The sequence below is a fragment of the Streptomyces sp. NPDC032745 genome (assembly GCF_055579465.1).
Map to the genome: position 1 here is coordinate 55,696 of NZ_JBVING010000007.1, position 22,705 is coordinate 78,400.

A 22,705-nucleotide genomic window follows, 5' to 3' on the forward strand; every position below is an offset into this window, starting at 1 on the left:
TGCGTGCGATCGCAAGGCGGAGGAGGGAAGCGACGCGGAGCGTCGTTGACCGACGACAACGCGGCGAGCGTGCGTGCCAGCCCCCGCCAGCCAGACGGGACTTTGACGACACGACCGAGAACCCCGGCGCGCCGGGCCCAACCCCCCTTTCCGTACTTCCCCCTTCCTCCCGTGAGTGAGGCATCATGCGCTGTGTCATCGCCCGGTTCCCGTTCGACCTCACCAAGGCCGGCGTGCTGGAATCGATGAAGGGCGTCAAGCCCGAAACCGTCATGGCCGAATCGGTGGTCATCGGCCGTCGCGGCTACCCCGTCATGCAGGTGGGACAGGTCATCACCCGCCAGGACCGCCGCGACTTCAGTGCAGGCGAGGTCATCCGGGCCATGACCCAGCTCGGCTTCATCGTCCGCGGCCTGCCCGACGCCCAGGCTCCCGCGGCGGCCCTGAGCCCGCTCCAGCAGGCGTCCGCGATGCTCGGCAGCCCCGTCTCCGTCTGAGCGGCAGAACGACACCGAAGGCCCCGACCGGCACGCGCCGGTCGGGGCCTCGGTCGTGCGCGGCGTCCGCGAGCGCGAGCACCCGCCCTCGGGGAAGGAAATACACCAGGAGCGGCGGATGGTGTTGTATTTCCTCCGGGGCCCCGGTGCCGTACGGCACCAGGGCCCCGCGACGCGCTCCCAAGAAGAGGTGCAGATGACAGCGGACGATTCGCTCGGCGGCCGGCTGGACGACGATGACTACCCCGCCTACACGATGGGCAGGGCCGCCGAGCTGCTCGGTACCACCCCCGGCTTCCTCCGTGCCATCGGCGAGGCCCGCCTGATCACCCCGCTCCGCTCGGAGGGCGGCCACCGCCGCTACTCCCGCTACCAGCTGCGCATCGCCGCCCGCGCCCGGGAACTCGTCGACCAGGGCATGCAGGTCGAGGCCGCCTGCCGCATCGTCATCCTCGAGGACCAGCTCGAAGAGGCCCAGCGCCTCAACGAGGAATTCCGCCGCGCCGCGGGCACACCACCCGACACGTCCGGCTGACCCGGCGCCCCGCCGCCGGGAGGGCGGCGGGGCGCTGTGCCGGAATGCGCTCCAGGAGACCGCGCCACGTCCAGGTGAACTCGGCTCAGTCAAGGGTGGCGAGATGATCGGCGTCGCCCCCGCGCCATTCGATGAGGAATATGGTCGCGTCGTCGCTGGTGATGCCGCCTCGTTCCTCTTTCAGGGCGTGGGAGAGAGCGCGCACCACCGGCCGCACGCCGGTGTGGTCACGGACGACGCGGTTGGTCCACTCGATGAGTTGCTCCTCGCCGAACTGTTCCCCGCCGGCTTGGTGCTCCTCGATCAGGCCGTCGGTGAAACACAGCAACCGGTCTCCGGGTTGCAGGATCCGCTCGCTGACGACCGGCTGCTCACCGCCGAAGCCGACCGGCAATGTGGTCGGGCTCTCCAGCCGGTCCACCACGGCTCGGTCACGGATCAGCAGCGGTGCCGGGTGACCTGCATTGACCCATTGCAGCCGGCCCGTGGTGATGTTCAGACGCATCATCTGCGCGGTGACGAAGTGTTCGTGGCCGAACTGCTCATTGATGGCCTGGTCCATGAACGCATACACCTGGGACAAACCGGTGTCGGCCCGTCGCGTGTGGCGATAGGCACCGATGGCCACCGTCGCCATGGTCGCCGCGTCCAGGCCGTGGCCCATTGCGTCGATCATGGCCACATGAAGGACGTCGCCGTTGAGGGCGTAGTCGAAACTGTCGCCGGCCACCTTGTACGCGGGCTCCAGGATTCCGGCCACCTCAACCTGCGGGACGGTCATCGACAGCGGGGGCAGCAGCGACCATTGGATCTCGGCGGCCACGCTCATCGGTGCGCGGCGGCGGGCCTGGAAGAACAGGTCGGTGTACGCGTCCTTGGTGACGATCATGTCTGCGACCAGACCGGCGAGCCGGCGCAACAACCGACGGTCGTCGTCATCGACGCTGTCCAGCGTGACGGCCATCACCCCGACCTGGTCGCTGCCGTCGAGCAGCGGCAGATACATCCGCACACTGCCGCCCTGCGGCACCTCTACCGTTCTGCGGCTCAGGAACGACTCGCCGGCCGGGGAGCCCTCGACCGGTTCGGGGACGCCGACGGTCAGCCCCCGGCCCGGCAGCGGCACCAGCAGCATCTGTTCATAGTCCTGCAAGAGGATCGAGAGGTCCCGGCCACCGACCCTGGCCACCTCTTCGGCAACGAGCGGGGCGATCAACTGCGGCGGCATCTCGTGAGCCCGGTCCAGCAGCACACCCAGCAACCGCTCACCGAACCCCTCGGACCGGTCCACCCCCGACATGCCCGGCTCCCGCCCTCCTTCGGCCATCGCTGCTCGCATCCCTTCGTCCCGCTGCCTCGGGAAGTCACCGGGTGGCTGTCTCCCCGGGGTGCGCGCCAGGCGGCCCGGTGGCCGGCCTCGGTGGCCGGGCACCACTGCGAGGCGGTGCAGTCCAGGACGGGGATGCATTCTCTCGCCCGTCGTAGCCGGTGGCTTCAACGCCCCGGCCACCCCATCCAGCTCACCCTGCCCCGGCCCAACCCGCACCCCGGCGCCATCGGATCCGTCCGGCGGCCACCGAAGGACCCGCTCGACCCGCTCGAGCCGCTCGCACGACCCGTACACCCGAAGCCGGGGCTTCTCGCACGACAGTGCTCGACCCGTAGAGCCTGACACCGCCAAGCGGCCCAAAGACCCGATTACGCCAGAGGCGGCATGTCGCACCCGGTCGGAACAGTCGGCCCGGACATGGCGCATGAGGCGTGGTACCGAGACGGCTCCTGCTGGGGTGCTGAGCCCGGGAGCGGCGGGTGTCCGCCGCTCCCGGGCCGGTGGGGCAGCTCCTCCTAATGGAAGCCGCGGCCCGTGCCCGGTCCGGATCCCAACGACAGCACACCGTCGGCCAGCTCCACCGGGGCTTCGGCGGCCGGGTACGGAACGGCGTCGACCGCCGGCAGGAGCTGGGCCGCGCACTCGGCGTCCAGCTCGGCCAGGAACGCGTCGATCCTCTCCCGGGTGGTGGAGGCCATCAGGAAGATGTGGGCGTAGCGGCGCCGGGTTTCGGGCTTCCTGGGGACCATGAACACGTCCTCCGTGGACAGCGACCACTTGTCCACGAGCCTGTTGCCGGGTCGGCGGAACCGTACGGTGAGCGCGCCCGGGGTGCGGGCCGGCCACAGCTCCACCTTGTTCTTCCGCTCCAGCTCCCGCAGCCGGTCTTCCAGATAGATGGCCAGGTCCTGCGCCTTGCGGATCAGGTTGACCTGGTCCTGGTAGGAGTGGCGGGCGAGGTGGTCCCAGGTCACCAGGGGCGAGAAGCCGTTGCGCGACCCGGCGAAGGTCGTGTCGGGAGAGCCGATGTACTGCGGCTGGGAGGGCGGCATGAGCTGGTACTTGACCTTCGTCATGTAGATGCCGCACGGCCAGGGCGCCCCCGGCCACTTGTGGCCGCTCATCGCCATCGAGGAGACCATGTCGATCTCGATGCCTTCCCGGCTGCGCAGCATCAGGCCGAAGTCGAACTCGGGGAGGTTGACCTCCGGCGTCCAGCCGAAGCGGCGGTCCCTGTAGGCCATGCGCATGAACGGCGCGTACCCGGCGCCGAGGGCTCCGTCGACGTGGATCCAGAAGCCACGGCGAAAGTCCGTCTTGGGCTCACCGGTCTTGGGGTCCTTGCCGTAGTACACGGGGCGCTCCAGCAGCCCGTTGTTCTCGAAGATCGGCAGCAGGCGCTCGCAGACCCGCCGGACGTCGTCGTGCGCGCCCTTGAAGGTGCTGCCGTAGTTGAGGCTGACCATGATCGGGTGCCCGTTCCCGGCGAAGAACTTGACCAGGGTCTCCAGGGCGTCGATGTCGATCTCGCCGGGGCCGTCCGCCGAGTTGCCCGAGGGGCCGCTGCGGGAGGGGACCTCGGTCGGCCACTCCTTGAGCGGCTGCCCCTTGGCGTCCGTGAGCGGACACTTCCCCGGGTAGAGGGCCTCGCCCACTGCATGGAAGGTGTCGACGCCGAGGACGCGCACGGCCTTGGCGAAGGAGTAGTGCGTGTCCTCGGAGAAGAAGGCCACCGGGTGGAAGGCGTTGACGTTCTCGATGTGCGGCAAGGTGGCCTGGACGTAGCGCAGGGCGCCGTACGTGGTCGGCTCGGTCGACTCGATGAGGGCTTTGCCGCCGAGGTAGTCCCGCGCGTTCCACAGGGCGTACATGTTCCCTTCGGTGGAGCCCATGGAGAGCATGTAGCCCCAGTACGAGTCGGGCACCCTCGGGTCGTGCGGCCATTGCGCGTTCCACAGCGCGGCGTAGTAGTCGAGCACCGCCCGTTCGACGACCTTCGTGTTCGGCTTGTAGCCGCCGCTCTGGAACGGGTCGCCGATGTTGTTGAGGTGGTTCTCCATGAACCGGGAGAGATCCGTCGGGTAGCCGTTCATGTCCTGGGTGACCTGGTAGCCCAGCATGTGGTCGCGCCTGTCGGCCAGGTAGAGCTCCATCGAGCTCAGCGCCCTGCGCCGCTTGGCGTCGCTCAGTCCGCCGGCCGGGAGCTCGAACGCGCGGGTCTCCAGGCCGGGCTCGACCGGGTACATGGCCTGCGGATCCCCGATCGGACCGCTTACCGGGGCGGCGTGGCCGTTGGACAGGCCCTGCGACTCGAGGATCTGCTGCCAGGTCTCGCCGTCCGATCCGAACGGGACCTGCGGGAACTGCTGGGGACGGGACGTGACGTCTGTCATGGGTGGGACTCCCTGCTGACGAGGGCGGGCCCGGCGCGGGGCAGGCACGCAGGCGCCACCGGCCGCGCCCGGACGGACACGGCGGGACGGGACGGGTGGGGCCGGCCGGAGACCGTCGGGCTCCCTGCCCAGGACTCCCGCCACGGAAAGTAACCGGCCGGCACTCTGAGTATTGGCGAGCTCCGGCCGGACGGCGCGCCGGGCCGAGCCGGACGGGGCCCGCAGATGGGCGGCGACGCACTGGCGCTGGGGCACGTTCGGCCACACGGGCTAACAGGACATTCCTCAAACGTGTCAGCGTCATATTCGAGCCGTTTGGCGGCCAGGCTGACCGGCAGGTGCGGGCGTCGCACCTGAGCCGATGCCGGGAGAGTGCTGCATGACGATCGAAGAGACCAGTCCCGCACGTGTCGCGGACTTCCCGTTCGGACCCGACCACGAGACCTGGCAGGAGATCCTGAAGAGCCAGGGACTCGCCAACGGCCAGGCCGGCCAGGTCAGCGGACCGGTCAAGAACCCCGCCAACGTCTATCCGCAGGAGCCGGGCATCGATGCCCGCGACTTCCAGATCGCGGGCCACGCCATCACCGACGTCCAGCGCCGGAGGGCGCTGGACGCGATGGAGAAGTACCTGACCTACAAGCGCGACCACATGCTGGGCTACCAGTTCAACCAGGACACCGACGGCACCCGGGTGGATCTGGCCCGGTTCCTGGACTGTCACATCAACAACATGGGAGATCCGTTCGACCGCGGCGGCTACAAGCCGAACACTCGGGTCGCCGAACGTGCCGTGCTGGACTACTACGCCGCCCTGTGGAAGGCGAAGTGGCCGCACGATCCCAGGGACGGCGAGTCGTACTGGGGCTACATGACGTCGATGGGCTCCACCGAGGCGAACCTCTACGCCATGTGGAACGCGCGCGACTACCTCGCGGGCAAGGCGCTCCTCAAGACCACTGGCGATCAGGGGAACACGCTCACCTACGTTGAGCCTGCGCCTTATACGCAGGAGGAGAAGTTCTTCGTTCCCGTCGCCTTCTACTCGCAGGACACGCATTACTCCTTCGGCAAGGGGATGCGGGTCCTCGGCATCTACAACGTCTACGCCGCAGCGCAGAAGTTCGACTACGACTGCCCGATCGAGGGCGGTTGGGAGAGTTGCCGTGAAGGGGTCCCCTCCAACGCCGACGGCGAGGTCGACATCGACAAGCTCGTCAAGCTGGTCACGTTGTTCGTGAGCAAGGGCCACCCGATCCTGGTCAGCCTCAACTACGGCAGCACGTTCAAGGGCGCGCACGACGATGTCGAGGAGATCTGCCGCAAGCTGCTGCCGGTCTTCGAGCCCAAGCACCTCGAGCACGAGCTGACGTACGGCCCCGGCCAGACCGTGAAGCGCCGCCGCTTCTGGATCCACGTGGACGGAGCCCTCGGCGCGGGATACGGCCCCTTCATGCGGATGGCGTCGGCGCAGCCGGACGTCTTCGGCTGGACCCCCGAGGTCGATCTGCCGGAGTTCGACTTCGGCCTCAGGCAGAAGTCGAAGAGCGGCAAGAGCGTGGACATGGTCTCGTCCATCTCGATGAGTGGCCACAAGTGGCCTGGCGTCCCCTGGCCGTGCAGCATCTACATGACCAAGGTCAAGTACCAGATGGCGCCTCCTGCGGAGGTGCCGGTCATCGGTTCCAAGGACACCACCTTCGCCGGTTCGCGCAACGGGTTCTCGCCGCTGGTGATGTGGAACCACCTCGCCCAGCTGTCCTACTCCGATCAGGTCGAGCGCTGTCGCATCGGCATGGAGCTTGCGGAGTACATGGAGCGGCGGCTGAAGGAACTGGACATCAAGCCGTCCCTGGAGGTCGCCCGGACACCCGGATCGTTCAGTGTCCGCTTCCGCCGCCCCAATCCACGGCTCCTTGCCAAGTGGTCGATGTCCGAGGTCGGCGATCACGTCCATGCGTTCGTCATGCCGTCCACCACGCGTCAGGAGATCGACGAGCTGATCTTCGACCTCCAGACGAGCGACGCCTTCGTCCCGCCGCCGGCTCTCGCCGCGAACAGCCCTCAGGCCCTGCTGGCCGCCCTGCCCGCGGTGAAGCTCGCCGAGGGGGTCCTCTCCCTGGGGGCCGTCCCGATCAGCGGACGCGGCATGGAGTAGGCCCGCGCATTCCGTATACGTGCCGGTGCGGTAACGGCTGAGCGGCGCCGGGAAGGTCCCGGCGCCGCTCCCCGCTGCCGACGGCCCACAGAGGTTAGAGAATGGACTATGAGCAACCTCCTGGGACCTTTCCGGCGTTGGCTGCTCGGCTCGACCACGAGCTCTTCCTCTCCCCCTCGGCGTCCCCGCTCAGGGCACCACCGGGAGCATCAGGAGCAAGCCCGGCCCCCCGAGGGAAGGGCACGGCGGCCGCAGCGTCTGTCCTCCCTGCTGAGCGTGCGCAGCGTGGCCGGCGAGGTGTTCCTCCTGCAGCTGGCCGTGGTGGTGCTTCTCGTCGCCGCGGCGGTGGCGGCCCTCGTGGTGCAGGCCCGGAGCGCGGCCATGCTGGACGCCCGGCACCGTACGCTCGCCGCCGCCGGAACGTTCGCGGAATCCCCGGGAATCGTCGCAGCCCTGCGCAGCCCCCATCCCAGCGCGGTGCTCCAGCCGAGCGCCGAGGCGGCCCGGAAGATCGCCGGGGTCGACGGCATCAACGTGTACACGCTCGACGGGGTCACCGTCGCCCACAGCGACCCGGACCAGATCGGGAAACGCGTCGTCGGCCCCTTCGCGGGGGCGGCGGCCGGCAAGTCCTTCACCGAGACGTTCGAAGGGTCCCTGGGGCAGTCGGTGGTCTCGGTCGTCCCCGTCAAGGATCCCGGCGGCCGCGTCATCGCCGTCGTCTCCTCCCCGGTCACGGTCCAGAACGTCCAGGGCATGGTGAACCGGCAGCTGCCGGTCGTCCTCGGGACCGCGGCCGCGGTGCTCGCCCTGTCCGCGGGCGGGACGGCTCTGGTGAGCCGTCGGCTGCTGCGCCGGACCCACGGCCTGGGACCGGCCGAGATGACGAGGATGTACGAGCACCACGACGCGGTGCTGCACGCGGTGCGGGAGGGCGTGCTGATCGTCGGCGACGGCGGACGGCTGCTGCTCGCCAACGACGAGGCGCGGCGGCTGCTGGACCTGCCCGTGGACGCGGAAGGGCGCCCGGTCACGGACCTGGGTCTGGAGGAGGCGATCGCCGAGCCGATCGCATCGGGCCGTTCCGCGACCGACGAGCTGCACATGTCGGCCGATCGGCTGCTGGCGGTGAACATCCGGCCCACCGCCCCCTACGGGCAGGCCGGGACCGTCGTCACCCTGCGGGACACCACCGAGCTGCGGGCACTCTCCGGCAGGGCCGAGGTTGCCCGCGAGCGGCTGAAGCTGCTCTACGACGCGGGGGTGCAGGTCGGAACGACGCTGAACGTGGAGCGCACCGCGGAGGAACTGGCGGAGGTGGCGGTCCCGCGGTTCGCAGACGTGGTCACGGTCGACCTGCTGGACCCGGTGCTGCGCGGCGAGGAGCCGCCCGAGGCGAACACCGAGATGCGCCGCACCGCCGTCGTCGGCCTTCAGGGCGACCACCCGCTCACCCCCGTCGGCGAGCTGATCCAGTTCGCTCCCACCGGGCCCATGGCCGCCGGGCTGGCCGGCGGCCACGCGGTCCTGGAGGCCGACCTGCGCGCCACCCACCGCTGGCGGGCCCAGCACCAGGCCAATGCCGTGCAGATCCTGGACCGCGGCATCCACTCCCTGATCGTCGTGCCCCTGCAGGCCCGGGGCGTGGTGCTGGGGATGGCCGGCTACTGGCGGGGGCCGGACTCCCCGCCGTTCGACGAGGAGGACGTCTCGTTCGCCGAGGAGCTGACGGCCCGGGCGGCGGTGTCCGTCGACAATGCCCGCCGCTACACCCGCGAGCACACCATGGCCGTGACCCTGCAGCGCAGCCTGCTGCCCCGGGTGGTACCGGATCAGTCCGCCGTCGAGGTCGCCCACCGCTACCTGGCCGCCCAGGCCGGGGTGGGCGGTGACTGGTTCGACGCCATCCCGCTGCCCGGCGCCCGGGTGGCCCTGGTGGTCGGCGACGTCGTCGGCCACGGTCTGCACGCCGCCGCCACCATGGGCCGCCTGCGCACCGCCGTGTACAACTTCTCCACCCTCGACCTGCCCCCGGACGAACTCCTGAGCCACCTGGACGAGCTGGTCGCCCACATCGACACGGACCAGCAGGAGTGGCAGGGAATCACCGGAGCCACCTGCCTGTGCGCCATCTACGATCCCGTCTCGGGGCGGGTCACCGCGGCCACCGCCGGGCATCCGGGCCCCGCCCTGGTGCAACCCGACGGCACCGTGTCCTTCCCCGACGTGCCCGTCTCCCCGCCGCTGGGCCTGGGCGCGGGTCTGCCCATGGAGACCATGACGCTCGCCCTGCCCGAGGGCTCCCTGCTGGCGCTCTTCACCGACGGGCTGATCGAGAGCCGCGACCGCGATCCGGACGCCGGCCTGGCCGCGCTGCGCGCCGCCCTGGCCGGGCCCGCCCGTACCCCGGAGGAAACCTGCACCGCGGTGATCGACGCGATGCTGCCCACCAGGCCCAGCGACGACGTCGCGCTGCTGGTGGCCCGCACCCGCCTGCTGGACCCTGCGCGGATCGCCGAGTGGGACGTGCCCTCCGACCCTGCGGCGGTGTCCCCGGTGCGCAACGCCTGCGCCCGCCGACTGGCGGACTGGGGCCTGGAGGACATCGCGTTCACCACGGAACTCATCCTCAGCGAGCTGATCACCAACGCCGTCCGGTACGGCACCGAGCCCATCCGGGTGAGGCTGCTGTACGACCGCAGCCTGGTCTGCGAGGTCTCCGACGGGTCCAGCACCTCCCCGCACCTGCGCCGGGCCGCGGACACCGACGAGGGCGGCCGCGGACTGTTCCTCGTCGCGCAGTTCGCAGAGCGCTGGGGCACCCGCTACACCGCCCGCGGCAAGATCATCTGGAGCGAGCAGGCCCTCCACAACGGGGCTGCACCGCCCGCGATGGACCTCGGGGAGGCGCTCCTGGCCGGGTGGGACGACGAGGGGTTCTGAGAACGTGCCGGTGCGGCAGCCGCAGGGAAGACGGCGGACACCACCGTCCGGGACTGCGTTGCCGAGGCCGCCGAACGTACGCTGGCCTCGATCAGTACGCGACCGCCCGTTATGGAGCCTCCGTGCCCGCACCCCGTCTCCGGACAGCCTCCGTCGCCGCCTGCCTGGTCCTCGCGGCGGCGCCCCTCGGTGCCTGCGGAGACGAGCCCACCGCCGCGCCCAGAGCCCCCGCGGAGGCCACCTCCGCCGCGGACGCCGGCGGCACGGCGGCACTGACCGCGGCGGCGAAGAAGGAGGGCGCACTCAACACGATCGCGCTCCCGCGCGACTGGGCCAACTACGGCGCGCTGATCGACGGCTTCGAGAAGAAGTACGGGATCAAGGTCACGGTGGAGAACCCGGAAGGCACCAGCCAGGACGAGATCGACGCCCTCAAGGAGCACAGGGCCGAAGGCCGCGCCCCCGACGTGATCGACGTGGGGGGTTCGTTCGCGCAGTCCGCCGCCCGGCAGGGCCTGCTCGCTCCGTACAAGGTCGCCGCGTACGACCAGATCCCGGAGGAACAGAAGGACCCGCACGCCCGCTGGTACAACAACTACGGCGGCTACATCTCGATCGGCTGTGACGCCAAACGCGTCAAGACCTGCCCCTCGACCTTCGCCGATCTGCGCAAGCCCGAGTACAAGGGCCAGGTCGCGCTCAACGGCAACCCCACCAAATCCGGCTCCGCGTTCGCCGGAGTGTATGCGGCTGCCCTGGCGAACGGGGGCTCCTTCGACGACATCCAGCCCGGCATCGACTTCTTCGCCGAGCTCAGCAAGAGCGGCAACTTCATCCCGGTCGAGTCCTCACCGGCCACGATCGCGGACGGCCGGACCCCGATCAGCATCGACTGGGACTTCCTCAACCTCGGATACGCCGACGCGTTCCGCGAGAAGGGCGCGGACGTCGACTGGCGGACCGCCATCCCCTTCGACGGCAGCTTCGCCGAGTACTACGCGAACGGGGTGAACAAAAACGCCCCGCACCCGGCAGCGGCACGTCTGTGGCAGGAGTACGTCTTCAGCCCGGAAGGCCAGAACATTCGGCTCGGCGCCTATGCACGCCCCGTCCTCATGGACGCCATGGAGAAGGACGGCACCCTCGACAAGGCCGCCGCCAAGAAACTGCCGACGGTCGAGGGCACGCCGACGTTTCCGACGGAGGCGCAGCGGGAGAAGGCGAGAGATACCGTCAACCGCGAGTGGGCCAAGGCAGTCTCGGGCTGAGGGCGGGGGCGGTCCCGGCCTGCGGGGCCGCGGCCGCGGCGCCCGGTCCCGGCCTGCCCTGCCGGGCGGGGTGGAGCGCGGTTCGGGCGGGTCCCGACCCACGCTGCACAAGCGGTGACGCAGAGCGATAATTGCAGGGGTAGGGCAGGAGTCGTTCCGCAGATCCGGAAGTGGGGCGCAGCGATGCACGACCCGGTGTTCCACGATGCCTCCGGCGTGCTTTCGGATGCGGACGACGACACCTACGCGCTCCTCGACGCGCGCGGGGTGGTCATCGGCTGGGGCCCGGGGGCGGAGCGGCTGCTCGGCTACACGGCCCGGGAGGTGCACGGGTGGCGCGGGTCGGATCTACTGGTCAGGCGTACGGAGCTCGGGCACGCGGTCCTGCGGCACCGGAGCGGGCGCGGGGTCGAGGTGGCGCTGCACGCACGTCCCATGGTGTCCACGGCCGGTGACAGGCAGTGGCTGATCCAGGCGACCGACACCGGCGCCACGCGCCGGCACGAGCTCAGCGAGGCCCTGATCAGGGGACTGTTCACCGAGTCCCCGTTCCTCATCGACGTCTTCGACACGCAGCTGCGCTTCATCGCGCAGAACGACGCCCTGCGCCGCGGCGCGGGGTTCGCGAACGAGGAGTTCGTCGGGCGCACGATGTCCGAGGTGGCACCGCCCGATCTGCTGGACATGGCGGCCCTCGAGGCGCGGCAGCGCCATGTCCTGGAGACCGGTGAGGCTCTGGTCCAGACCGAGGTGCGGGGGCTGCTGCGGGGTGATCGCGACCGGCAGCAGGTCTGGTCCGAGACGATCCTGCCGCTGCGCAGCAGCTCCGGCGAGCTGATCGCGCTCGCGCACGCCGTGGCCGATGTGACCGAACGGGCCCGGGCCCGCGAGCGGCTGGCGCTGGTCAACGACGCGAGCACGCGCATCGGCACCACGCTGGACGTCCTGCACACCGCGCAGGAGCTCGTCGACGTGGCCGTCCCGGAGTTCGCAGACCACGCCTACGTCAACCTGCCCGCCCAGGTCTTCGGCGGCGCGGAGCCGCTCGTCGGCCCGGTGGGCGAGGGCGAGACCCTGCTGCGCGCGGCGACTTCCTCGGCACCCGGAACCCCGGTGAAGGCGGCGGTCGCGACGGGCGATCCCGACCCTTTCACCAGCGGGCCGGGCTCCCTGTTCACCCGGGCCATGGCCAGCGGCGAACCGCTGCTGCTGACGGGCGAGGAGCTGATCGCGGAGCTCACCCCCGTCGACCCCCGGCAGGCCGAGCGGGTCCGTGCATACGGAGTCCACTCCTGGCTGCTCGTACCGATGTCCGCCCGCGGGGCGGTGCTCGGCGCCGCGGTCTTCGTACGCCACGCACGCGCCCACGGGTTCGAGCCGGACGACGTGCTGCTGGCCGAGGAGATCGCGGCGCGTGCGGCGGTGTGCATCGACAACGCGAGCCGCTACACGCGGGAGCGGACGGCGGCCCTGGCCCTGCGGCGCAGCCTGCTGCCCCAGCGGCTGCCCGTCCTCGGCGCCTTGGAGGCGGTGACCCGCTACCTGCCCGCGCACGGCCACGCGGAGCTGGGCGGGGCCTGGTACGACGTGATCCCGCTGTCGGGCGCACGGGTGGCGCTGGTGGTGGGCGACGCGCAGGGGTACGGCCTGAACGCCGCGGTGACCATGGGCCGGCTGCGCACCGCCGTACGGACCCTCGCGGACCTCGACCTCTCCCCCGACGAGCTGCTCTCGTACATGGACGACCAGATCCACCGGTTCGTGGACGAGCACGGCCAGGACGAGTTCAGCGGCGGCCGCCCCGGCGGGGCGGCCGGGACCACCTGTGTGTACGCCGTCTTCGATCCGATCTCGCGGCAGTGCGCCGTGGCCTGTGCGGGCCATCCGCCGCCGGTGCTCGCCCCGGTGGGCGGGGAGCCCGCCATCGTCTCGCTGCCCGCCGGGCCTCCCCTGGGCTTCGGCGGATCGCCGTTCGAGAGCGCCGAGCTGACGCTGGACGACGGGGACGTGCTGGTGCTGTACACGCACGGCCTGGTCGCGGCGCCCGACCGCAGCGTCGACCTCGGCCTCGAACGGATCCCGGAAGCGCTGGCGGGCATCGCGCTCGCCGCGCCGTCCGGACCCGGGCGCCGTGGGAACGGGCTGGACGAGGCCTGCGATGCGGTGATCGGCCGGCTGCTCCCCGTGCTCCCACAGGACGACGTGGCGGTGCTGATGGTCCGCCTCCACGAGCTGGATGCGGGCCACCACGTCACGTGGGACCTGCCCGCCGAGCCCGAGGTCGTCGGGCGCGCCCGTACGCTCGCGACACGGCAGCTGGCCGTATGGGGCCTGGAGGAGCTGGAGTTCCCCACCGAGCTGGTGGTGAGCGAGCTGGTCACCAACGCGATCCGCTACGGGAGTCCGCCGATCCAGCTGCGGATGATCCGCGACCGCGAGCTGATCTGCGAGGTCTCGGACGGCAGCAGCACCTCCCCGCACGTCCGGCGTGCGGAGGAAACCGACGAGGGAGGGCGCGGTCTGTTCATGGTGGCGCAGCTCGCCCAGCTCTGGGGCACCCGCTACCACGCCCGCGGCAAGACCATCTGGGCCGAACAGCCCTTCCCCGAGGGGTTCCTGGAGGAGGCGGACGCCGCCCGGCCCGGATGACGGGTGCAGCTGCGGCCCTGCCCCCGGCCGCGGTGACGGCCGGGGGCAGGAGTGCGTATTGACGACGCGCCCTAGGGAGTGTCGTCAAAGTGGCGTCGGCCGCCCGGAAGGGCGGGGCTGGCGGGGTCTGGTGCGTGCGATCGCAAGGCGGAGGAGGGAAGCGACGCGGAGCGTCGGTGACCGACGACAACGCGGCGAGCGTGCGTGCCAGACCCCGCCAGCCAGACGGGACTTTGACGACACGACCTAGCCCGACAGGGCCTGCTGGTACGCCGCCACCGGGACGGGGGCGTAGCCCGCGGGGCGGGTGGTGAACGTGCCCCGGCCCTGGGTGCGGCTGCGCAACCGGGACGCGTAGCCGAACAGTTCGGCCAGCGGCACGGTGGCGGTGACCGCCGTGGTCCCCGTCCTCACGGACGAGCCCGAGACCCGTCCGCGCCGCGCGGCCAGATCGCCGAGCACCCCGCCGACGGCGTCGTCGGGCACGGTCACCACGACCTCGACCACCGGCTCCAGCAGCTCCATCTCGGCGGCGCGCAGGGCCTCGCGCAGCGCGAACCTGCCCGCCGCCCGGAACGCCATCTCCGAGGAGTCCTTGGAATGCGTGGCCCCGTCTGTCAGGGTGACCCGCAGCCCGGTCACCGGATGGCCGCCGAGGGGGCCCTCGACGAGCGCGTCCCGGCAGCCCGACTCCACCGCGCGGACGTACTCCTGCGGCACCCGCCCGCCGACGACGGTCGACCGGAACTCGAACGCACCGTCGCCGCCGGCTTCGCCCCTGCCGGCATCCGCGGCGTCCCTGTCCTCCAGGGGCTCGACGTCGACGACCACGTGGGCGAACTGGCCGGCGCCGCCGTCCTGCTTGACGTGCCGGTACACAAGCCCCGACACGCCGCGCGCCACCGTCTCCCGGTACGCCACCCGCGGGCGGCCCACGGCGATGTGCAGACCGTGGCTGCGGCGGATCTTCTCCACCGCCACCTCCAGGTGCAGCTCGCCCATCCCCGACAGGACCGTCTGGCCCGTCTCGGGATCCGTACGGACCACCAGCGAAGGGTCCTCCTCGACCAGTCCGGCCAGAGCCGACGACAGGCGCGCCGTCTCGGTGCTGTTGCCCGCCTCGACCGCCACGGACACCACGGGTGCGGCGGCCTTCGGCGGTTCGAGGACGAGCGGGGCGTCCGGTGCGCACAGCGTGGACCCGGCGCGCGTGCCCTTGAGGCCGACCACGGCGACGATGTCCCCGGCCACGGCCCGGTCCGCCTCGGCGTGCCGGTCGGCCTGCACGTGCAGGATCCGTCCGATCCGCTCGGTCCGGCCGGTGCCCGCGTCGAGCACGGTGTCCCCCTTCCTCATCGTTCCCGAATAGACCCGCAGGCAGGTCAGCCGGCCGGTCGCCGTCGCGCTCACCTTGAAGGCCAGCGCGGAGAAGGGCGCCGACGGGTCGGCGGCCCGTTCCTCGACCGCCGTGCCACGGGTTCCCCGTACCGGCGGCATGTCGGCCGGCGAGGGGAGGTAGGACACGACCGCGTCGAGCAGCGGCTCGATCCCGCGGTTGCGGTACGCCGAGCCGCACAGCACGACGACGCCTTCACCGCTGCGCGTCAGGTCGCGCAGCGCGGCGGTCAGCGTGGCGGCGGAGAGCGCCGACGTGGCGCAGTACTCCTCCAGGGCGGCCGGATGGAGCTCCGCCACCCGCTCCTCCAGCAGCCGCCGGCGGCGGCGTGCCTCGTCGTACAGGTCATCGGGTACGGCACCCGTCGCGAACGAGTCGGGCTCCGCACCCCAGACCAGCGCACGCATGTGGACGAGGTCCACCGTCCCGGTGAAGCCGTCCTCCTGCCCGATGGGCAGCTGGACGGGCAACGGAACGACGTGGAGCCGCTCCTGTACGGACGCTACCGCCTGGTCGAGATCGGCGCCGACGCGGTCCATCTTGTTGACGAACACGATGCGCGGCACGCCGTGGCGGTCGGCCTGGCGCCATACCGACTCGCTCTGCGGTTCGACGCCCGCGACGGCGTCGAACACCGCGACCGCGCCGTCGAGTACGCGCAGCGAGCGCTCCACCTCGTCGGAGAAGTCGACGTGTCCGGGTGTGTCGATCAGGTTGATGCGGTGGTCGTCCCACGTACAGCTGACGGCGGCGGCGAAGATGGTGATGCCACGGTCTCGCTCCTGGGGGTCGTAGTCGGTGACGGTCGTGCCCTTGTGGACCTCGCCGCGCTTGTGGGTGGCCCCGGTGGCGTAGAGGATCCGCTCGGTGACGGTGGTCTTCCCTGCGTCGACGTGCGCGAGGATGCCGAGATTGCGGACGGTGGTCGAGGTGTTCGGGTTGGTGCGCATGGCCCGGGGTCTTTCTGGTGGTGGGTCGTGAAGAGGGCAGCGCGATGTGCGGACGAGAGGGGACCGGGCTCAGGGCAGGCGGGCGTCACAGGGCTCGACCGCGCCCCGGGAACACCCGGGTACGCGAGGGCGGCTCGCCTGCCTGAAGGAAGAGGGTCGGATCTTCGTCGCGGACGTCCGATGGCGGCCGCGCAGCCGTCACCGGGAAGACGAAGACACCAGGATCACGTCGTACCGCGACCGGGGAACGAAGACGGCGATGCGGTGACACATGGCCTGGCTCCCCTCACTCGGATCACACGAGTCGCTCGACTCGCTCGACGGCATGCACACCACATCCCGTGGCGGCACGGAAGTGAGTGTAGTGAAACGGCAGCGGCCCGGCACCGCAATTAACTGCGGGCCGGGCCGGACGCCCCCTCAAGAGGCGGCGGGACTCGGGGAGTCGTGCCCGCCGCTGTGGGAGGAGCCGTGGGAGGCGTCGTGGGGGGCATCGGGGGAGGCGCCGGGACCGGCACCGGAGCCGGCGTCGTGCGCGGCGGCACCGTGGCCGGTGGTGGTCTCGATGGTTCCGCCGAGGCGGGTGCGGGCGGGGGCCAGGGCCTCGGCGGATGCCGCCGTGATGACCCAGGTGGGTCCTACGAGGTAGGTGCCGCCGTACATCTGCGCCTCCGTCAGCCAGGTCTGGCGGCCCTGCTCGGTGGTGAAGGTGGCCATCCGGAAGCCCTCCTGCCCCGCCCCGCACGCCCCCTCCCGGAGTTCCTCCGCGTCGACCGTGATCTCGGGCGTGCAGCCGAGGGCGGCGGCGATCTCCTGGAGCGGGGCGGGGCGGGCGGACGAGGCCGGGGCGGACGAGCTCGCGGCGGGATCCTGCGGACCGGCGGCCACCCGGGCGGCACAGCCGCCGCACAGCAGCGTCGCGAGCAGCGCGGCGGCGGCGATACGGGGTGAACGGGGCATGACTGGCTGCCTCACAGTGGTCGGGGCGGGATCGGGACCTGCGGCTCGGGACACGGCTGCTGCGCAGGGCTCGGGCGTGCTATGGCGTCGGGGGGACCTTCTTGCCCTCGGGAGTGACCGCGAACCAGAGCCCCTGCTTGTTGTGGCCGTTCGTCTGGCCGGGCTCGGTGTCGCCGGTGAACGTGTAGACGGGCCAGCAGTCGATCGTCAGCTGCTCGCTGCCGTCGGGCCGCTTCACCGATCCGACCAGCTTGCCGGCAATTCCCTCAGCCTTCGCCTTGTCCACGGCCGGGGCGGGCTTCCAGGTGTCCAGGCAGGCACCGAGGCAGCCGAACTTCATGGGCCACGCGCTGTCCTTGTCGAATCGGTAGAGCGTGCGCCACTTCCCGTCCACCAGGATCTTGCCGAGTTTTTCATTGTCGGCCACGGAGAGTTCCGTGCCCGCCTTCATTTCCATCCCTCCCATTCCGCCGCCGCCGTCCGTCTTCTGTTTCTTGTCGATCGCCTTCTTGCCGTCCGGTGCCAGTGCGTGCCAGGTACCGCCGACGCCTTCGCCCTTCGCCTCGCCCGCCTTGGTGTCCTTCGCGTAGCGGTACACGGGCCAGCCGCCGAGGGTCAGCTGCTTGCTGCCGTCGGCCCGGGCGACCGACCCGAGGAGGGCGGCGTCTATGCCGGCGGCGGCCGAGGCGTCGTCCGCCGGGACGGCGGGCCACACGTTGGCGCAGTCCCCCTCGCAGTTGGACTTGGGAGGCTGGGGCGTGTCCTTGTCGAAGCGGTAGAGGGCCATTCCGGCGCTGTCGGTGACCACGCTGCCCACGTTCGCGATGTCGCGTACGGACAGCTGCCCCGCCGGCCCGGCCTTGCCGGAACCGGAACCGGATCCCGAACCCGAGTCCGAACCGACGGCCGAGCCGGACCCGGAGCCGGACCCGGAGCCGGCGGCGGCGTCCGACCCGTAGCCGCCTGCCCCGTAGCCCGTGTCGTATGCGCCTCCGAGGGGCTTGCCGGCCCCCGCCGGCTGTACGGAGTTCGAGTTGCGCGCAGCATTGTCGCCGCTTCCGCATCCCGCCGCCAGCAACAGAACCGCGGCCACCGATCCGACAGTTGTCATACGACGCACCTTGTTCACGATCACTCCTTCGGGTTGAACCCGGGGGGTTCGTCTACTGCCTTATTCATAAGGCCTGAGAAGGGCGCCGAATTCGAATGAACGGGAATTTGTCAGATGACGCTAACGCTTGAACTCCCGCCGCCGGCAGCCGTTTACCGCCGGCTCATTCCTGAATGCGCAGCGCGAGGGCGGGGCAGCGCCGCACCGCGCGGAGGGCCTTCGGCCGCAGCCTTCCGGGGACCGACATGACGGCCTCGGCCGGGTAGCCGTCCCGGTCGAGCCGCACCACGTCGGGCAGCACGTCCACGCAGAGCCCGTGGCCCTTGCACAGCGTCCAGTCCACGACGAGCTTTTCGGGGTTCTCGTCCTCGGGTAGGGGAAGCGCCCCGAGGACACGGCGGCCGCAGCCACTGCCGAGGGCGTGGTCGCGCATCTCGTCGGGGAAGACGGCGAGCGCGGAGGCCATGAAGGCCGAGGTGCCGTCGGGGTGGCTGCACGCGCCGCGGCGCAGCACGCCCCGCATCCGCGCCTCGACCGCCTCCAGGGCGGTCCGGCCTCCCCCGGCCACCAGGGCCTCCACGGCGTCGGCGAGCGAGGGCAGGCCCCTGACGCAGGGGCCGCACTGGCCGGCGGTCTCGTCCGCCATCCAGCGCATCACGCGGGCCACTTCCCCCGCCGGGCAGGTGTCCTCGGGCAGCGGCAGGATCGCACCCGCTCCCAGCGTGGCCTTGTACGCGGTCAGGGACTCGCGGGAGAGCAGTGCCGTCCGCGCCGCCGCCGCCGTCAGCCATTTGCCGTGGTACCCGCCGACCAGGACGCCCTGGCCGGGGGACGAGCCGCACAGCTCCAGGACGTACGCCAAGGACGTCCCGAGCGGCGCCTCGACGACCGTCGAACCGCTGATCGTCAGCATGACGGTGCCCGGCTCGCTCTCCAGGCCGACCGAGCGGAATCCCGTCACACCGAGTCGGGCCGCGACGGCGAGCTGGGCGTACGTCTCGGTGTTGGACAGCAGGGTGGGCAGGCCGCTCAGGCCCCGCTCGCTGGTCCGGACCTTCTGTCCGTTCGGGACGGCGGCCCCCCCGTTGAGGCCGTTCACGAGGGAGGTGCCCTCTCCGGTGACGAAGCGCTCGGGGAGCCTGCCGACACGGACACGGCTGCCGGCCACACCGCGCTCGGCGACGGCGGCCCGCAGTGACAGCTCCACGTCGTCCCTGGTCACTCCGATGGCCACCTCCTCGGCGCCGATCGCGTCGGCCGCCAGGAGGGCACCGTCGAGCACCAGGTGCGGGGAGTGCAGCAACACGGCGGCGTCCTTGAGGCAGCTCGGCTCGCCCTCGGTGCCGTTCACGACGACGGCACTGCGCCCCTCCTTGGTCCGGGCGGAGCGGATGACGGCTTTGAGCTTGCGGGCGAACGGAAAGCCCGCTCCCCCGCGGCCCTTCAGGTCGATGCCCTCGGCGAGCTCCACGAGTTCGCCCTGGTCGTACTGCGGCAACGGGCCGTGCACCACCAGGTGGTTGGCGAGATCGAGCCGCGACAACACGTCGAGTCCGGCCAGCAGTCTGGGCTGGCCGACGCACCCGAGGGCGGGATCGACGATCGAGGTCACTGCCGACCCCGCATCCCGCCCTGCGGACCGCCGAAGCGGTCCGCGGCCGGCCAGGCCCCGATGCCGCTGGGGATGACCACCGTGTCGTACGACTCGGAGCCGTACGACGGCGCGTACGGCGTCGTGCCGTACGGCGGGAGTATCTCGGTCGTGGGTTCCAGGGGCTGCCGGGGCGAGGGCACCGAGCCGGCCGCCGCCGGTGACCGGACCGGGTCCGGGTTCTGCACGGCGGCCCGCCGGCCCGACTGCCGGGCCAGCCGCGCCGTCAGCCGTTCGGCGGCCCATTCGGCGGGCTGCCGGACGAACCGCTGCGGCGCCGTCCCGGGCCGGGGCGGGGCCGCCTTGGGCGCGGCCGCCGCGGCGGCGACCGGGCGTGCGGGAGTGGCCCGCAGCCTGGCCCGCAGGCGGATGGCGAGCACGCCGGCGACCCCGATCAGGCACAGGGCGTACGACACGGTCACCCAGCCGCTGGCGGCGCGGCCGGACTTGAGTCCGTGCACCAGGGACGCGCCCCACGCCGGGTACGCGCCCACGTGCAGGGCCCGCCACCATACGGAGCGGCCCTTGGTGGCGAAGGCGCTGCGGACCGCGCCGGAGACCGCCGTGGAGACGAAGATGTATCCGGCCAGGGTGCCGAGGCCGATGAGGACCGGCCGGTCCCGGTCCGCGAACGGCACGAAGGCGGAGGCGACCCCCGTCTGCGCCTCGGCGACCTTGACCCATATGTGCAGCAGGAGGAAGCCCAGCCCGGCGACGGCGAGTCCGCGGTGCGCAGCCTGGGCGAGCAGGCGGTGCCCGGAGGTGAGCACCGTGCGGTCCGTGGCCGCGAGCCCCCACAGGACGGCGGAGGTGAGCGAGACGAGCGCGAGGACGCCCGCCCCGAAGTCGAGGAAGTCCCAGAGGTTGGTCAGGGTGACGCCGGCCCGGGCCGCCACGGCCAGGGCGAGCAGGCCCGCGAGGGCGGCGGTGACGAGGGTGGCCGGACGCACGCCTCCGGCGGGGGACAGCAGGGGCGGCCTCCGGACGGCCCGCCGGCCGGCTGCCGCGGCAGCGGCCACGCCGGCATGGCGTCTGGTGCGGCGGGCCCGGTGTGAGCGGGGCGTACGGGCTTGGTACAGGGGCATCTAGTTCTCCCATACGCCCAGGCCCGAGGCACACCACCGCGCACTCGGCGCCCGGGGTAGTCGACGGAACTGCTCCGCGGCGGGCGGGAGATGAGGTCTCAGGTCTCACCGACCGGGAGCGGGGGCCGGAGTGCAGAAGCATCGTGGAGGTTCGCAAGGCCTCCACAGTATTTATCTAATCGTGACAAGTTCTTGCGCGCGTGGCATCGTCACACCGAACGTCCGCGGAAGATTCCCTTCCAACCGGTGCGGTGGCACCCCCTAGACGCTTCGTCCGCCACCACACCTCCCCGACGGCAAAATTGAGGCAAAGCCGCGGGACTGCAAGTGGATGGCACTCTCCTGGAGGGTGTACGAGGTGCTCAACTCCCCTGGCCGCACTGGCGCGGAGGGGGGAGGAGGACCGCCTCGGCAGGCTTGCCACCCTCCCACGAGGCAGGCCGTACCCCGGCATGAACGAGGTAACAATGTGCGAACTTCTGAACCGCATCTGGGCCCGTCCCCGAGGCGAATGGACCCGGGTCCTGCGAAGGGAACTCCCCGCGCTGAGCGCGGGAATGGTGGAGGAGCTGAGGGAGGAGCTCCCCGGGTTCTCCGCCCTGGTCGACGACCTTGACGAGGAGGTGGTCAGACAAAGGCTCGAAGTGGCCCTGCTCACCGCCCTCGGATACCGCGAGCCCGCGCCGCAGAAACAGACCCGGCCGGCGGACCCGCATTCCGCCCCCGGCCCTGACTGCGACCTGGACTCCGGTCCGGATCCCGACCTCGACTCCGACTCGGACCCGATCCGGGACGAGGAGGAGGACGAGCACGACTACGCAGCCGGGCTCGACCACCCCGACGAAGAGGTGGAAGAGGAGGACGAGGAGCTCCGCGACCCGCCCCGGCTCCGGGACCCCCGCCGCCGAAGGCAGCTGGCCCCCCTGACGGTCGTCCCCCGCGAAGGGCTCGGAACCCCCTCCGAACGTGCTCGACGTGAGCTGTTCTCCGCTCTTACGAGTGACATGCCCATGGCTGAAATCGCCCTCTCCGAACTGGCCGCCGCTGCCGGCTGGCCCCTCCCGGCCGAGATACGCGCCATCGCCCTGGCCACACCGGGCGAAACCCAGCAGCTCGCGGCCGTCCTGGACGACGGACTCGCCGGCATGGTCGGCGGCCAGCCGTGCCTGCTGGTCCCGAGTCCGGACCCGGAGACCCGCGCCTCGCTGGAGGCCCTGCTCCGCGGCCGGTTCGCCGCGGTGGGCCACCCCGTCGCCCCCCGCGACACCGCCTCCTCCCTGCGGTGGGCCCTGCGGCTGCTGTCCCTGACCCCCAACCGCGCGGGCCTGGAGGCGCGGGCCCTCTTCGTCGACGACCACCTCTCCACCCTCCTGCTGCTCCAGGACGAGCCCCTGGCGCACGCACTGGCCGCACGCTGGCTGCGGCCGCTGGCCAACCTGACCCCGCGCCAGAGCGAACGGCTCGAAGTGACCCTGCTGGCCTGGCTGGAGGGCGGCGGCGCCCCCGAGGCGGCGAAGGCGCTGAGCGTGCACCCCCAGACCGTGCGCTACCGCATGCGGCAACTCGAGAAGCTCTTCGGCCCCGGACTGCGGGACCCGCGTACGCGCTTCGAGCTCGAGATGGCCCTGCGCAGCAGGCGCCTGATCGCCCAGGTACGCCGCCAGAACTCCCGGGTGAGCCGCAAGGTACGGGTCGCCACGACGGACTTCCGGCCGCTGGGCGTGGGCCGCATGGCCCGCGTCAACGGCCTGTAACCCCGACCCCCCGAACCCCCAAACC

At 71.5% G+C, this 22,705-nt stretch carries 14 protein-coding genes; 7 read left to right on the plus strand and 7 right to left on the minus strand.

Annotation, left to right across the window (positions count from 1 at the left end; all coding sequences use genetic code 11):
• Positions 1-185 precede the first annotated feature (185 nt).
• Together ACZ5WG_RS19500 and ACZ5WG_RS19505 are read left to right on the plus strand one after the other, a co-directional pair.
• Positions 186-497, plus strand: a complete 312-nt coding sequence (locus tag ACZ5WG_RS19500) for an SCO5918 family protein (RefSeq protein ID WP_468724618.1) — start codon at positions 186-188, stop codon at positions 495-497.
• 196 nt (positions 498-693) lie between these two features.
• A complete protein-coding gene (locus ACZ5WG_RS19505; RefSeq protein WP_267038195.1) occupies positions 694-1,032 on the plus strand; it encodes a MerR family transcriptional regulator in 339 nt (112 codons plus the stop codon).
• 85 nt (positions 1,033-1,117) lie between these two features.
• Here the strand turns inward: ACZ5WG_RS19505 and ACZ5WG_RS19510 are convergent, their stop codons facing one another.
• Positions 1,118-2,359 (minus strand): PP2C family protein-serine/threonine phosphatase, encoded by a 1,242-nt coding sequence (locus ACZ5WG_RS19510; protein ID WP_468724619.1) that lies wholly within the window; start codon positions 2,357-2,359, stop codon positions 1,118-1,120.
• 518 nt (positions 2,360-2,877) lie between these two features.
• Entirely contained in the window at positions 2,878-4,755 is a 1,878-nt protein-coding gene (locus ACZ5WG_RS19515) for a PLP-dependent aminotransferase family protein (protein WP_468724620.1), read from the minus strand.
• A 379-nt stretch (positions 4,756-5,134) separates the two neighbouring features.
• On the opposite strand from ACZ5WG_RS19515, the gene ACZ5WG_RS19520 reads away from it, so the two are divergent.
• The 4 genes from ACZ5WG_RS19520 to ACZ5WG_RS19535 all read left to right on the plus strand — a co-directional run bounded on the left by ACZ5WG_RS19520 (position 5,135) and on the right by ACZ5WG_RS19535 (position 13,773).
• Positions 5,135-6,913, plus strand: coding sequence for a PLP-dependent aminotransferase family protein (locus ACZ5WG_RS19520; protein WP_468724621.1), 1,779 nt, complete (start codon positions 5,135-5,137; stop codon positions 6,911-6,913).
• 276 nt (positions 6,914-7,189) lie between these two features.
• Positions 7,190-9,856, plus strand: coding sequence for a SpoIIE family protein phosphatase (locus ACZ5WG_RS19525; protein ID WP_468724622.1), 2,667 nt, complete (start codon positions 7,190-7,192; stop codon positions 9,854-9,856).
• Between the two features lie 122 nt (positions 9,857-9,978).
• The gene (locus ACZ5WG_RS19530; protein ID WP_468724623.1) at positions 9,979-11,124 is read left to right on the plus strand and encodes an ABC transporter substrate-binding protein; all 1,146 of its coding nucleotides are present in this window, start codon (positions 9,979-9,981) and stop codon (positions 11,122-11,124) included.
• 183 nt (positions 11,125-11,307) lie between these two features.
• Entirely contained in the window at positions 11,308-13,773 is a 2,466-nt protein-coding gene (locus ACZ5WG_RS19535; protein ID WP_468724625.1) for a SpoIIE family protein phosphatase, read from the plus strand.
• A 246-nt stretch (positions 13,774-14,019) separates the two neighbouring features.
• Here the strand turns inward: ACZ5WG_RS19535 and fusA are convergent, their stop codons facing one another.
• From fusA to ACZ5WG_RS19560, 5 genes are all read right to left on the minus strand, one after another.
• Positions 14,020-16,119 (minus strand): elongation factor G, encoded by a 2,100-nt coding sequence (gene fusA / locus ACZ5WG_RS19540; RefSeq protein ID WP_468724627.1) that lies wholly within the window; start codon positions 16,117-16,119, stop codon positions 14,020-14,022.
• A gap of 420 nt (positions 16,120-16,539) precedes the next feature.
• Positions 16,540-17,079 carry a hypothetical protein gene (locus ACZ5WG_RS19545; protein ID WP_468724628.1) on the minus strand — a complete coding sequence of 180 codons (540 nt, stop codon included), beginning with the start codon at positions 17,077-17,079 and terminating at the stop codon, positions 16,540-16,542.
• 79 nt (positions 17,080-17,158) lie between these two features.
• Positions 17,159-18,190, minus strand: coding sequence for an SCO0930 family lipoprotein (locus ACZ5WG_RS19550; RefSeq protein WP_468724630.1), 1,032 nt, complete (start codon positions 18,188-18,190; stop codon positions 17,159-17,161).
• A gap of 163 nt (positions 18,191-18,353) precedes the next feature.
• Positions 18,354-19,802, minus strand: coding sequence for an NADH-ubiquinone oxidoreductase-F iron-sulfur binding region domain-containing protein (locus tag ACZ5WG_RS19555; RefSeq protein WP_468724631.1), 1,449 nt, complete (start codon positions 19,800-19,802; stop codon positions 18,354-18,356).
• Positions 19,799-20,926 (minus strand): hypothetical protein, encoded by a 1,128-nt coding sequence (locus ACZ5WG_RS19560; protein ID WP_468724632.1) that lies wholly within the window; start codon positions 20,924-20,926, stop codon positions 19,799-19,801. The genes ACZ5WG_RS19555 and ACZ5WG_RS19560 overlap by 4 nt, the downstream gene beginning before the upstream one ends.
• A 467-nt stretch (positions 20,927-21,393) precedes the next feature.
• Between ACZ5WG_RS19560 and ACZ5WG_RS19565 the strand changes: the two genes are divergently transcribed.
• Positions 21,394-22,680 (plus strand): PucR family transcriptional regulator, encoded by a 1,287-nt coding sequence (locus ACZ5WG_RS19565; protein WP_468724633.1) that lies wholly within the window; start codon positions 21,394-21,396, stop codon positions 22,678-22,680.
• Positions 22,681-22,705 lie beyond the last annotated feature (25 nt).

Coding starts and splice junctions, on each gene's coding strand:
- ACZ5WG_RS19565 (WP_468724633.1), top strand. CDS start 21,394: ATGTGCGAACTTCTGAACCGCATCTGGGCCCGTCCCCGAGGCGAATGG.
- ACZ5WG_RS19550 (WP_468724630.1), bottom strand. CDS start 18,190: ATGACAACTGTCGGATCGGTGGCCGCGGTTCTGTTGCTGGCGGCGGGA.
- ACZ5WG_RS19560 (WP_468724632.1), bottom strand. CDS start 20,926: ATGCCCCTGTACCAAGCCCGTACGCCCCGCTCACACCGGGCCCGCCGC.
- ACZ5WG_RS19500 (WP_468724618.1), top strand. CDS start 186: ATGCGCTGTGTCATCGCCCGGTTCCCGTTCGACCTCACCAAGGCCGGC.
- ACZ5WG_RS19520 (WP_468724621.1), top strand. CDS start 5,135: ATGACGATCGAAGAGACCAGTCCCGCACGTGTCGCGGACTTCCCGTTC.
- ACZ5WG_RS19505 (WP_267038195.1), top strand. CDS start 694: ATGACAGCGGACGATTCGCTCGGCGGCCGGCTGGACGACGATGACTAC.
- ACZ5WG_RS19515 (WP_468724620.1), bottom strand. CDS start 4,755: ATGACAGACGTCACGTCCCGTCCCCAGCAGTTCCCGCAGGTCCCGTTC.
- ACZ5WG_RS19545 (WP_468724628.1), bottom strand. CDS start 17,079: ATGCCCCGTTCACCCCGTATCGCCGCCGCCGCGCTGCTCGCGACGCTG.
- ACZ5WG_RS19535 (WP_468724625.1), top strand. CDS start 11,308: ATGCACGACCCGGTGTTCCACGATGCCTCCGGCGTGCTTTCGGATGCG.
- ACZ5WG_RS19510 (WP_468724619.1), bottom strand. CDS start 2,359: ATGGCCGAAGGAGGGCGGGAGCCGGGCATGTCGGGGGTGGACCGGTCC.
- fusA (WP_468724627.1), bottom strand. CDS start 16,119: ATGCGCACCAACCCGAACACCTCGACCACCGTCCGCAATCTCGGCATC.